This is a genomic window from Ruegeria sp. E5 (genome assembly GCF_056534105.1).
In genome coordinates this window covers 164,065-176,486 of sequence record NZ_JBQFPA010000006.1, presented here as the reverse complement: position 1 = coordinate 176,486, position 12,422 = coordinate 164,065, and the positions used below count along the sequence as shown (strand labels likewise).

Sequence of the window (12,422 nt, the reverse complement as noted above, 5' to 3'; positions counted from 1 at the left end):
GCCCTGAGACTGAAACAAGTAAAGCTATCCACTATGCATGCTGATCATGATGCCAACGCTGACAATCGACCCACTGTGTCGATCGTGATTCCCATGCATAACGAACAGGGGGCTGTTCCTGGTCTTATCCAGGGCATCTGCACTGCTGCGACCGAATTGCCCGCGTTCGAGATTGTCGCGGTTGATGATGGATCGACCGATGGCACTTTTGCGGCGCTGCAACAGATGCAGAAAGACTGTCCGCAACTGCGCATCCTGCAGCACAAAACGGCCGGTGGCCAAAGTGCTGCCGTGCATTCCGGCGTCAAGGAAGCACGCGCGGATATCTGCTGTACGCTGGATGGCGACGGACAGAACCCGCCGGAAGAACTGCCAAAGATTTGGGCGCCGCTGGTGTCGGGTGGTGATGCCTCGATTGGCCTGGTGGCGGGGCAACGGGTTGGCCGACAAGACACTGCGTCAAAGAAGCTTGCCTCGCGCTTTGCCAATGCACTGCGGGGCTGGATGCTGAAAGACGGCACACGTGACACCGGCTGCGGTTTCAAGGCGTTCCGACGGCAGGCTTTCCTTGATCTGCCCTTTTTCAATCATATGCACCGTTATCTGCCCGCTCTGTTCAAGGCTTATGGCTGGAATATCGCGCTGGTGGATGTGGCGCATCAGCAGCGTTTGTCGGGCGAATCCAAATACACCAATTTCGGGCGGGCCATGGTCGGCATCTGGGATCTGTTCGGCGTCGTCTGGCTGACCCGCCGCGCCAAATCCGTTTCCGCAACCGAGGCGTCCCGGTCATGAAAGAAACCATTCTGGAAATCCTGCACGTCGACAGCCCGACCGAGGCGCTCTGGGTCTTTATCGGTCTGGCCGGTCAGCTGATGTTCAGCGCCCGGTTTATCGTGCAATGGATCACGTCAGAGCGCGCCAAGAAATCCGTCATCCCGATGGCGTTCTGGTACCTTTCGATCGGCGGCGGGCTTATCCTGCTGAGCTATGCGATCTATCGCCGTGACCCGGTCTTTATTCTGGGTCAGTCGATGGGCCTGTCCATCTACCTGCGCAACATCTTCCTCATTCGCGCTGAAAACCGCTGATTGATCGTAACGCTTCTTTACGACCTGCCACCCATTACAAGTTTGTCGGTTGCACCCGTTCAGCGGGTAGCGGCCTACGGCTGCGTTGTGTGAACAACCTCTTATTGTTTCTGAAATTTTCGTGCTAGTATCCCGCGAATAGATTTTCAGAATTGTACTCGGAGGATATTTTCTCTTGCCCGATAGCTCACCCCGGTTGTTCAGATTGCGCCCTTTGGAAAAGACGGATCTGGGAACAGTTGCGCGCTGGTTTCAGGATATCCATGACCTGGCCCTGTTCGACCGAACGTCGCGCATTCCTCAGAACCTGGTACAGACCGAACAATATTGGGAAGACGCGATAAACACCTCAAAGGACTGCTGCAAATGCTGGTTCGCAATCGAATCTGACAGTGGTGATCTGGTGGGGATGACCGGGCTTGAAGCAATTTCCAGCGTCAACAGGGATGCGGTGGTTCCGGTTTTTGTCGACAAATCCATCCGTCGACATGGCGTGGCGGTGCGTTCGGTTGCGCTGATGCTGGATTTCGCATTCCGGCAATTGGGGCTGAACCGTATCACCTCGTATTACCGGGCCGACAATCACAGCAGCCGTGATCTGATCCAGCGAATCGGCTGCGAGATCGAGGGCACGATGCGTCAAGCCTGGTTCGCGGATGGGCAGTTCCATGACATGGTTGTCGTCGGCATGTTGCAGCAGGACTGGATCGCGCGTCGAGAGGTGCTCGCGCAGGAGTTAGGCACCCAAACAGTGGTCAGTTTTGATGCCTCTGGGTGGTCTTGGCCCCCCGATTCCGGTGCAGATACCTAAAATGTTACGTATTCTGAGTCATTTTTTGCTAAAACAGTCCTGTCGGATTCGACATGACAACACAATTGAGTATTGCCAGTGAACACGACCGGTTCGGACGCATCAATAAAACAGAAACTAGGCGCGGTGCTTTTTGCCGACGTTGTCGGCTATTCCCGCCTGATGAGCGAGAATGAGATGGATACGTATAACGCGTTGAAGTCTTTGCTTTCGCAGCTTGAATCGGCTTGCTCAAAGTATCAGGGCAAAATCATCGAAGTGCGCGGTGACGGCATCCTTGCTTTATTCGACACGGCGACCAGTGCAGTAGAGTTCAGCATCGAACTGCATCGGATCGCTGCGGAACATAATCAGGCGCGGGATGACGAGCACAACATCAAATTTCGCGCTGGCGTTCACATGGGCGAAGTTCTGATGGACGAACGCGGCATCCACGGTGACAACGTCAATATCGCTGCCCGCCTGCAGGAGATTGCCGAGCCAGAACGGGTTTATGTCAGCGCAGCCGTCTATGAACAGATCCGTAACCGCCTGCGCTATGGCTATGAATTCCTTGGTCCCAAGCAGCTCAAGAACATCATGTCTCCGGTCGCGACCTATTGTGTCCGAACCGAGGTCGAGGGTGCAACAATGGCCGCAACCCTACGTCCTGAGATGCAGCTGGAAGTGCTTGAAAGGCCCGATAACCCGTCGGTTGCGGTGCTGCCCTTTACCAGCCAAGGCGGGGATGAAGATGACAGCTGGGTCGCCGAAGGGCTGACCGACGACATCATCATGAACCTGTCCAAGTTCCGGAACCTGTTCATCATTGCCCGGAATTCCTCGTTCTTCTTCAAGACCCAGTCGATGTCGCCGCAAGAAGCCGCTCGGCGTCTGAACGTGCGCTATATCGCGCGCGGCAGTGTGCGCCGCTCGTCCAGTCGTATCCGGATCACGGCCGAGCTAATCGACGCCAACACCGAACGCACCATCTGGGGTGAACGGTTCGACCGTAAGCTCGATGATATCTTCGACATCCTGGATGAGGTGACCGAGTGCATCGTTGCCGCCACCGCAGTCATGATCGAGTCGCATGAAAAGCTGCGCATGGTGCAGGCAATCCCGTCAGACCTGCGGGCTTATGGTTCGGTTCTGCAGGGGCAGCACCATATTTTCAAATACACCCGCAACGACAACCGCAAGGCGCAGCATTGCTACGAATCCGCGCTTGAGCGCGACGGCGGCTATGCTCGGGCTGCAGCAGCCCTGTCACGCACGCTCAACATCGATTGGCGCTATTCCTGGACCGAAGACCCAAACAGCGCGCTGGACAAGGCGCTGTCGCTGGCTCAGCGTGCGGTGGAGCTTGACCCCACAGACGCGCGCGGGTTTGGAGAGCTGGGCTATGTGCAGCTTTATCGTAAAGAGCATGACTCGGCGATCGAATCCTACAAACGCGCCCTGCAGCTTAACCCCAACGATGCGGACATGCATTCGGACTACGCCGATGCGCTGGCCCATTGGGGCGACAACGAAACCGCCATCAAACATCTGCAGCAGGCGATGCGCCTGAACCCCTATTTCCCCGATCAGTACCTGTGGCATCTGGGCGGGGCCTATTACAATCTCAAACGCTATGACGACGTGATCTCATGCGTGAACAAGATGAACAACCCGACCGAGGGGCAGCGCGTGCTGGCTGCCAGCTATGCCCATAAGGGCGAGCTGGAAATGGCCCGCCAGATCGCCGACAAACACCGCGCAGCGCATCCCAATTTCTCACTATCGCGCTGGGCCAAGGTTCAGCCGGACCGCCTGTCCGACGACACGCAGCATTTTGTCGAGGGGCTCAAAAAGGCCGGGTTCTGAGCTGCTGCCCGATCTCGCCTATAAAAATCAACTCGCCTGTTCGCGGTCGAACTGCATGCGTAGTCGCCTGACTTCATCCATTTGTTCATGCGACCAGAAGACGAGCGGTTTCAGCATTTCAAGCAAGCTTCTGCCCAAAGGTGTCAATTCATAAGACACTGCCACTGGCGGTCCGGGATCGACGGTGCGGGTCAAATAACCATCACGTTGCAACCCGCGCAGGTTTTCGGTCAACACACTTTGTGTGATGTCTCCGATACAGCGCTTGAGATCGCCAAAGCGTTTCGGCTCATCCTCCAGCGCAAGGATGATGATCATCCGCCATTTGCCCGTCACATTGGACAGTACGGAACGGATTGAGCAGTTGGAAGCTTCTGCCTTGTTGGCAACACCAATTGGTAGCATATCAATCTCTGGTATTGTTTCGAAACTTAATCGCACAATAGCGTTACGTTGGCCTCGGTACAACTACCTGAAAATTCGGGCAGTAGCCTCAAGCATACCAGGTCATTTTAAAGTACGTAATTGAAATGTAGTATTGATTTGCTACCACGTATCCAGTAGATACGAATCACAGGAAATCAACATGTCCCCCAAAGAACTTGTAATCGCACTTTTTACGGCTGCCTTTGCTGAACATGATCCGGAGGCAGCGCTACAGCTCGTTACCCCGGACTATATTCAGCACAACCCGCAAGTCCCGACCGGAGCCGAAGGCCTGGCCGGCCTGATCCCTTTGGTCGAACAATCCGGGATGACTGCAACTACCCACCGGGTCATCACCGAGGGCGATATGGTTGTATTGCACAGCACGTTCGACAACGCGGACGCTTTTGGTGCACCGACCCTCGCCGCCTTTGACATATTCCGCGTCGAGAATGGCAAAGTTGCTGAACATTGGGACAATTTGCAGCCCGTTCCTGAAACAACAGTGTCGGGCCGTGGCATGACAGATGGGCCGACCGAGATCACCGATCTTGAGAAAACAGAAGAAAACAAGGCGCTGGTTCTGGGGTTTGTGCGTGACGTTCTGGGCGGTGCCGCGCCCGAGAAAGCTCCGATGTATTCCGAGGTCTATATGCAGCACAATCCAATGCTTGCTGATGGGATCGATGGCCTGATCGAGGGCACCAAAGCCTGGGCAGAGCAGGGGAATGTGATCACCAAATTCGAGCCGCAGATTGTGGTGGCCGAAGGCAACTTTGTCTTTGTCGCCTCAGATGCCACCGTCAGCGGGAACCCTTGGGCCTTCTTCGACCTATGGCGCGTCGAAGATGGAAAGATCGTTGAACATTGGGACGTCGTTTCGCCTACGCCAGCCGAAATGGCGCACGAAAACGGCAAGTTCTGATCTTCGAAAGGGATGGCGGGTCAGGCACAAATGGCCCGCCAACCCAAAGCAGACGTTGGAATAAAACCAAACGTCAATCGGTCAGGATCATTTCAACCTTCCTATTCACCACGTGCCTTTGCGCCGCTGACTTTGGCACCTGACACCTTAGCACCGGACACCTTGGCCCCGCTGACCTTCGCGCCCGAGACCTTGGCCCCGCTCACCTTGGCGCCCGAGACCTTGGCTCCGGACATCATCGGTGCGTCATATTCAAAATAGACGTCCAGCAGCACGTCTTCGATCTGACCGGCTGCGATATCCATGCGGATGGTGTAATCGGCCTGATCGTAGTTCCAGACGCGGATGTCATTGGCCATCTGGTAATCCGCTGCCGCGACGCCCGAAACCGAGGGGTTCATCGGCGCGCGTGCGGCCTGTTGCGTGGTGTCCGGCGCGTTAGCGTCATTGCTGGTCTGCAGCTTGAAGCCATGGGGCAGGTTGCCACCCGTCGCGCTCTCGCCTTCGCCATGCACCAGAAAGATCGTGGGTTCTGGCATCTCGTAATAGGTGCCGTCATAGGCGAAGCCGTAAATCCGGGCCAGTCGTGCATCGCCTCCGAACTGGTCCCCGATGAAATTATTGACGCCGCGACCCCTCCGGCGGCCATCCTGTTCGATGAACAGCTGTTCCGAGTGCCGGTTCGCGATCTGCTGCCAGTGGGTATGCTTGAACTGACGTCCGCGGCGTATATAGACAAACGAGTCGTGCGGAACCTTCTTCCGCTTGTCGAACTTGAACTTGTCGCCGTCCTTGATGACCTTGTAGATGCCGGACTTTTCATTCGCCGCATCCCCGACCTGGACCAGAACGCGATCGTCTTCCCGGACATGCACGCCGTCGATTTTAGTGAATTTCTTACTGAAGTCGTAGTCTTCCTCAACCTCTTCGGCCAACCGGACCGAGCGTTGTTTCAGTTTTAAATCACTTAACTCTCGCCCAAACAGTAATACCTCGGAAAAACTGAGTAAGGACTCAGACATATCACTTTCTCCCTATCGGGGGTCGACGCTGCCGATTGCCTCGCCTGTCCCGGTTTGCGCATTCAGTGCGCGTTGAATGTCACTATTATCACCCCGTGCGCGTAACCTGCCACAATAGCGGGGGAAAAACAAAGACTTTAAGGTTCATTCACCTCGGGTGACAGCGTACGAACCGACGCGGCATGGCTCGTTCCGTCGGGCTTGGTCAAACGGGGGCCGGGCGCTGTCAATCCGATGTGGCGCATGCGGAAATTGCCTTCGATAATCTGCCGGAATGCGCCGCCGGTGACCTCGTGATCGACCATGACCAAGGCGCGTTCAACGCCGAAGTAGCTCAGCATATCGGGGTCCAGTTTCTCCCACGCATCTGCAAGATAGGACCCCAGCAAATCACGCGCTTCGATCAGGGCGACCCGAAAGCCTTCGGGGTCGGCTGCGTAATGTTCGTCGAACAGGTCCTGCATGATCGCGTTGTATTCGTCGGTCCCTTCCAACTCGTCCGAGAGCTCCTCCATCTCCGGGTCGATCACGTCATGTGCTACCAGTCGTTCGTGGTAGATATCGACCAGAATATCGAACATCGCCCCGGTCAGTGGTTCCGACAGGGCGTGTTCGCTGGACCATCCATGCGAGAATTCAGAAAGCGTCCGGTCATTGGCGGCGATCCGAATTTGCGAGTTCTGCGACAGCTCGGCAAAGCGGCTCAGCCGGTTATAGGTATAAAGGTTGCCGCGCGTGTTTTTCAGCAATTCATCCACGACCGAGCCGAAATGCAGCGACGCCAACAGCGCCACCATATCGGCCGCCGATTCATGGAACCCATAATATTCGCCGGTCGCATCCTCTTCGGATGGCATGCCGACCACGCTGTAGATGATGGCATGGCCGATCTCATGCGCGACCACATCGAAGTTCAGGCTGTAGGGGCGGTATTCGTCACCGATATCGCGAGTGCCACCGGTTTCCAGAAATCCCCAACCGATATGCGCGTTATCTAGACTTGGCAGCAACGATAGCTCAAGCCGCTCGAAATCACGCGCGAAATGCCAGGGGATCGGGCGATTAAAATAGCCCTCCCATACATCCATGGTGAAATGGGCCGCTCCGAACAGATGGGCGGCTTCAAAGGCCGGGTCCTCGGGATCGATATGGATGAAATTGCCAAACTCATCGGGCTCGGGCGGCGGCAGGATATAGCCGTCCCATGCGGGCAGATACATCTCGGGGCCGTCTTCACCCTCGATCATCGCGCCATAGGGGGTCGTTTTGTCGACCGGGTACATCGCATACATGCGGGGGCCCGATGGGCCTGGGCCTATGGTCCCTTGCGGGGCCGATATTTCGACCAGTTCGGGCTTGGAATTCGGCTCTAAAAAGGGCGATTGCGGATATAGTAAGAACCGCGTGCCGGGGGGGTCATTCTCTGAATAGTCGGGCCAGATTGCCAATTTTCCCTCCCGTTATCCGCCGGCGTGCAGACCGGCTGCCAATCCGGGCTCTTGGTCAACCAGATCGCCACCAGCTTGGCAAAACATGAACTCGGCGGCAACCAAATCAACCAAGGCATCGCGCCCCTCAAGGCCAAGCCCGATCGCGTAGGAGTCAAGATCATCCGGCACCCTCTGGTCAAGACGTGTTTCAAAATACCAGATCAAGGCGCGCGTCCGGGTTGCAGCGTTGCTTTGGTCTGGCGGCAACGCCGCTTTGCGCTGCGCCCGGTCGCGCAACGCGCTGTAGTCGCCCGAGCGTCGAAGCTCGGCTAGCAAAGCGGCATCCATTGTCTCGGCCAGCGTTTGGATTGCGATATCGACACGGGATTTGTCGGCCAGCATCGCCTCGTACTGCGTAAGGGTCAGGTCATTTTCTTCCAGCCATTCAAGCAAATCCGCGTGGCGGGGCAGTCTGGCCTCCAGCCGATGCTCTGTCATTTGCTTGACCACGGCGTTTTTATCCGGCTCCAAACCCTGCCGGCGGGTTTCGTCTTTGGACAGCAAGCCTAACGCCGCGCGATCACGCAGATGCGCGTAGAGAACCGGATCAAGCCGCAGCTCATCCACTAGCGCCCGCGCCTCGCTATCCTGTTGTGCGGCTTCCCCATCCACACGAGCGCAGAGGTCACGCCAGACCAGCGTCCGTTCGGTGCGATGTGCGTCTGACACATTCGTTCCAGCATTCAGAAAGCGGGCCATCTCAGCCAGCATCGCGCGGGCGTCATCCCCTTTCGCATCCACCTGCCCCTCGGGCAACCATCGTTGAAAGGGTTGCGGGTCCGAAGCGCCCTCAAGGATGCGATCCCAAACCCGGTCACGGTAGTGCAGGTCTTTCGCCTTTTGCTGCAACGCGTCGCCCGTCTCAGACGACAACACACCCGCTGTCTTGGCTTGCGCAATGGTGGCGCGGATCGAGACCATAGGCTCGCTCAGCGGTGGAAAGCCAAGCTCGGCAGGGCCGTGCAGCACCGCCACCTCGTCATCATCTTCGATGGCACCATTCAGGTAACCCTCAAAAATCTGGCCGATCCCGATCATCCCGAAATCCGCCAGCTCTGCCGCGCGCAGCGCACCCATGCTGGCACTGCCAAAGACCGGTATACCTTGCTCCAAGGCCCACAGGATTTCCTTGTGCCAGACCGAGGGCACCCCGTCGAAATACCCGTCTATAATCCCGATCGCACGCGGCTTTTCCCGCACTGCCCGATACACATCGCCCTGCTGAACCGGGGGTAGGATAGTGGCGTTCAGATGTTCGCGCACGGCTTCGGCCCGTAGCGTCGGCCCGACAAAAACAACCACGCTCATGACGTCACCGCTCGCGCACGGGGGCCTGCGACAAAGTCGGGATCGTCATGGGGCGCTTCCAAGCCTGGTATCACCGCGCGCACCACTGCGATGTCAATTTCGGGTCGCGACAGATCAACAGTGACCACCTGATCTATGCCTGCCTCGGACAGGCGCGCCAGCAACAAAGACAGGTCATCCGTGAAAGATCCGGTCACGTAGGTTGGGCATTCGGTGAAATCACCGATGGGCGCCGAGCCATCGATCAGTTCGCGGATGTATCCGCTGCGCCAGTTCCGGGCAGTGTCCGAGAACTCTTCCGGGTCCAGATCATCCCGCGCCCCTGAGATATAGGTCAGCCGTGTTTGCGCCGCTTCGGTCAGCGCCCGCAGTAGGGCAATGGCGCGATCCAGGTGGCAGCCGTCGCCGATGCCGATATGGCCCGTGGTGCCTCCGTCCTCACATATCGCGCAGCGAAAGCTGGCGATGCCGATGTCCGAGGTCGTGTCCCAGATTCCCAAATCAAGCCCCGCCGCAGAAATCTGTTCCATCGCCTGAAGGCAACGCGGGTCGTCCACTGTACGGGGATCAACACGCGGGGTTGCGCCCCGGTGGTGCCACAGCGTTGTGGCGTCACGCTCGATCAACTCGCAGATCGCGTGGCAACTGGCTTCGGTCACGTTGTTACCGGACGCCAGCCCGTTTGTCGTTCGCGGAAACGCCCGCTGCCCAGCCACGGGCGAGGTGGTATAATCGGTGTCCACCATCTCATACGGCACCCAGCAGGGCTGGCCCGAGGGCAGATCGCGCCCCAGCACCCACAGTATCGCCTGATGAGGGTCGAACTGCCCGCCGGTGACGCTGGGCAGACGGTCGGCATCGATCACATACTCCACCGCCAGATCAGCAAAGCTGGACAGCCGTAGCGGCAGTTCGATCCGCTCTGCGTGCCAGGATTCAATCGCTTCCATCACGCCCGAAGCCCGGGCTGCGCTCAGCGACAGCCCCTTGCCCAGCGACACCGCGACCGAGCGCGAGTTTGGCCGCGTCACCATCACTGTCGGCAATCCAACCCGGTCCAGTCCCGTCAGGTTGGCGATCCGGGTTATGCCCATCTGCTTGAGGAATGGTTTGACGATGGCCAGGGTCTCTTCCGGGTCGCGCAGCCGGTGGGTGTCTAGCACATAAGACTTCTGCGAATTCCCGGACATCCAAATGACCTTGCCAAATATCTGATAAACCATCGTAACCCGCCGGGCGGATCATGTCGGCGTCAGGATGCGGGATGAATGCGTAGTGGTCAACCGCGCACCGGCCCGGCAATCCACGCTTGCATGACCCGCGCGCTGCCGTTAAACGAGCTTCCGCATCGCCTCAATAGCTCAGCTGGTAGAGCAGGTCCTTCGTAAGGACAAGGTCGGGGGTTCGAGTCCCTCTTGAGGCACCATCCCAATCTAATAAATGTATTATTATCAACTATTTGCATACTTAAGTTGTTATTTTGTCCACCTTTTAATCCACCTTGCTCACCTTGTAATGGTCAATGTTGCTGGGGGACACATAGGGGACAAGACAGCGGGTTAGACGCCACTAATCAGCTTCATTAGCCCGACTATTGCTAAGCCCATCAACTATGGCCTGAACACTAAGCGTGCCATCCAAATCGGTGATGTCGCACACGCCCCTTGTCCCTGCGTCGATGAAGCTGCCTTTCATACAGTCGATTGAGTGCTGCCTGCCTTGTGTCAGAAACGCTGCTGGATCTGCCATCGTGCCAACTAGGCCTTGCACGCACGTGGCGATTGTTCGGTTATCCCGCCTATCGATTGCGTCCGCTAATTCTTGAGAATCAACGTAGTTGTTGCCTTTGTGAAAATGAGTGAACGTGAAGGCACCGTGACCTAGGAACGATAACTCCCAAGACTTTTCATCGTGCAAAGATGAGCATAGGGCGTCGAGCATACTCAGTTTTTCGTGGTTTTGCAGAGCTACCATGGCCTCGAACAAGAATGCTCCAGAGAAGCAACTATCAAGCATAATACTCAGACCTCTGAAGCCCAAGGCATTCAGTTCCTGGATGCAGGTGATACGGCCAACGGGGCTGGAGTGGTTTTGGTGAATAAAGGCGAATGATTAAAAGAACACTTGGAGTTCTTAGACGACTTCCCGGCTTGGTTGGATAAACCAATTTCATCGGAGGAATTAAACAATCAGGGCTCAAACTAGCATACGCTAGTTAGTAAACTTGATTGCCGTTAATCATAGATTAAACTGGTGACCCCTGTTCTCAGGTCTAACAGTGCAAGGCACTTCAGCGGGTGAAATGAGACCATTGCGTAGCAAAACTGCCTCATAAGGTTTTAGTGTGGGCAGGACGGTCTCGGCCAATCGTCCTCTTCTCTGACGTAGCTCGGGGAATAGCTCGAAAACCTCGCGAAGCGTTGCGCGATCCATCGCGTCTAGAGAAGTATCGCCGGGGAAAAAAGACTCGGACCACACGCCTTCAACACAAATCAACTCATGTTGGTCAAAGAGAACGTGGATGTAGTGAACTTCTTGGTTGGGGGGGAGTTGGAAAACCATTTCACCATCCAGTAAGCCCTTGGCTGGCGCTAGCATCAAGCTTTCGCCGAAACACAGCTGCATGTCTGGCGAGGTAACAGCAATCCGGTGTTGTGGCGAAACCGTCAGATCCCGTGTCGGGCATTTGTGTGAGAAACTACCTGCACGAAAGCGAACCGGACAGAGATGCGGACTTTGCTTTAAGTCGCCAACGGTGAGGCGTCGCTTGCCGATCCAGCGAACAGGCTTTGCCGTTCCATCGAAAACTGTCACCGGGTCGCCGGGTTGCAAGGTCTCAATTGGTTGTGAGCCCAGAGGTGTCAAAACCATCGACCCCAGTGTGAAGCATACAAAGGATGGCAAAGTGTCGTAATCTGAAGGAGGTGCAGTAACGATGCTGTTGTTTGTGTTTTCTATCGTGTCTCCGACATCCACATCACCAGATGTAACAATGATGTACTGGGGGTTGGAAAACTGAACTAGTGTGAATGTTACAGGCTGCCCACCTATGTCACCGCTATAGGTTTCAAACGTTTGAAAGTTGGTAGAGTCACCTAGGAAATTAGGTACCCCCGAGACGTCGAGCTGCTGGCTTCCATCTGCATCAGGATCTTCAAGCGCATCATCATCATCAATAATCTCTACCTGATAAGAGTTAAGCACGGTGACGTCTGTGAAGCTTAACGGATCATTGTCAATTTCAAGAATCGTAATGAAAGCCATAGCGCTATCCCTCGATATACAACCCAATCAATAGCTCAATTAGAAGAATGCAACCTTATGGAGAAAAGATAAAGCTCTGTTACCGAACCGAGGTTGCTTTGGAACGTGCCGTAGGGAAAGGCCAACTAAAAACTCAGATTTGGACCTGACTTCTACTATAACCGCTAAACCTGCTAAACGGCGTAAGCGGAATTTAGGTTTCTGCCCCAACAACGTCTCCTGAGTGACAAAATTCAC

The 12,422-nt window shown here is 56.0% G+C and carries 11 protein-coding genes and 1 tRNA gene; 6 read left to right on the top strand and 6 right to left on the bottom strand.

The window, feature by feature from the left end:
- Positions 1 to 33: 33 nt before the first annotated feature.
- The 4 genes from ACR0BI_RS20200 to ACR0BI_RS20185 all read left to right on the top strand — a co-directional run bounded on the left by ACR0BI_RS20200 (position 34) and on the right by ACR0BI_RS20185 (position 3,750).
- Positions 34 to 795: a glycosyltransferase family 2 protein gene (locus ACR0BI_RS20200; RefSeq protein ID WP_170407982.1), complete on the top strand. Its 762-nt coding sequence runs from the start codon at positions 34 to 36 to the stop codon at positions 793 to 795.
- The gene (locus ACR0BI_RS20195) at positions 792 to 1,091 is read left to right on the top strand and encodes a lipid-A-disaccharide synthase N-terminal domain-containing protein (protein ID WP_039542759.1); all 300 of its coding nucleotides are present in this window, start codon (positions 792 to 794) and stop codon (positions 1,089 to 1,091) included. Before ACR0BI_RS20200 ends, ACR0BI_RS20195 begins: the two co-directional genes overlap by 4 nt.
- 175 nt (positions 1,092 to 1,266) lie before the next feature.
- Positions 1,267 to 1,902, top strand: coding sequence for a GNAT family N-acetyltransferase (locus ACR0BI_RS20190; RefSeq protein WP_480562879.1), 636 nt, complete (start codon positions 1,267 to 1,269; stop codon positions 1,900 to 1,902).
- Positions 1,903 to 1,980: 78 nt separating this feature from the next.
- Positions 1,981 to 3,750, top strand: a complete 1,770-nt coding sequence (locus tag ACR0BI_RS20185) for an adenylate/guanylate cyclase domain-containing protein (RefSeq protein WP_170407986.1) — start codon at positions 1,981 to 1,983, stop codon at positions 3,748 to 3,750.
- 27 nt (positions 3,751 to 3,777) lie between these two features.
- On the opposite strand, the gene ACR0BI_RS20180 is transcribed toward ACR0BI_RS20185, so the two are convergent.
- On the bottom strand, positions 3,778 to 4,155 hold the full coding sequence (locus tag ACR0BI_RS20180) for a winged helix-turn-helix transcriptional regulator (protein ID WP_170397987.1): 378 nt from the start codon (positions 4,153 to 4,155) through the stop codon (positions 3,778 to 3,780).
- A 181-nt stretch (positions 4,156 to 4,336) separates the two neighbouring features.
- On the opposite strand from ACR0BI_RS20180, the gene ACR0BI_RS20175 reads away from it, so the two are divergent.
- The gene (locus tag ACR0BI_RS20175; protein WP_170664116.1) at positions 4,337 to 5,101 is read left to right on the top strand and encodes a nuclear transport factor 2 family protein; all 765 of its coding nucleotides are present in this window, start codon (positions 4,337 to 4,339) and stop codon (positions 5,099 to 5,101) included.
- 101 nt (positions 5,102 to 5,202) lie between these two features.
- On the opposite strand, the gene ACR0BI_RS20170 is transcribed toward ACR0BI_RS20175, so the two are convergent.
- The 4 genes from ACR0BI_RS20170 to ACR0BI_RS20155 all read right to left on the bottom strand — a co-directional run bounded on the left by ACR0BI_RS20170 (position 5,203) and on the right by ACR0BI_RS20155 (position 10,144).
- Positions 5,203 to 6,123: a pentapeptide repeat-containing protein gene (locus ACR0BI_RS20170; protein WP_170397991.1), complete on the bottom strand. Its 921-nt coding sequence runs from the start codon at positions 6,121 to 6,123 to the stop codon at positions 5,203 to 5,205.
- 137 nt (positions 6,124 to 6,260) lie between these two features.
- Positions 6,261 to 7,571: a gluzincin family metallopeptidase gene (locus ACR0BI_RS20165; RefSeq protein ID WP_170397993.1), complete on the bottom strand. Its 1,311-nt coding sequence runs from the start codon at positions 7,569 to 7,571 to the stop codon at positions 6,261 to 6,263.
- A gap of 12 nt (positions 7,572 to 7,583) precedes the next feature.
- A complete protein-coding gene (locus tag ACR0BI_RS20160) occupies positions 7,584 to 8,921 on the bottom strand; it encodes a TfuA-like protein (protein WP_480562880.1) in 1,338 nt (445 codons plus the stop codon).
- The gene (locus ACR0BI_RS20155; protein ID WP_480879081.1) at positions 8,918 to 10,144 is read right to left on the bottom strand and encodes a YcaO-like family protein; all 1,227 of its coding nucleotides are present in this window, start codon (positions 10,142 to 10,144) and stop codon (positions 8,918 to 8,920) included. The genes ACR0BI_RS20160 and ACR0BI_RS20155 overlap by 4 nt, the downstream gene beginning before the upstream one ends.
- Positions 10,145 to 10,271: 127 nt before the next feature.
- Here ACR0BI_RS20155 and ACR0BI_RS20150 point away from each other — a divergent pair.
- Positions 10,272 to 10,347, top strand: a tRNA-Thr gene (locus ACR0BI_RS20150).
- 812 nt (positions 10,348 to 11,159) lie between these two features.
- Here ACR0BI_RS20150 and ACR0BI_RS20145 read toward each other — a convergent pair.
- Positions 11,160 to 12,185: a Hint domain-containing protein gene (locus ACR0BI_RS20145; protein WP_480562882.1), complete on the bottom strand. Its 1,026-nt coding sequence runs from the start codon at positions 12,183 to 12,185 to the stop codon at positions 11,160 to 11,162.
- Between the last annotated feature and the right edge of the window lie 237 nt (positions 12,186 to 12,422).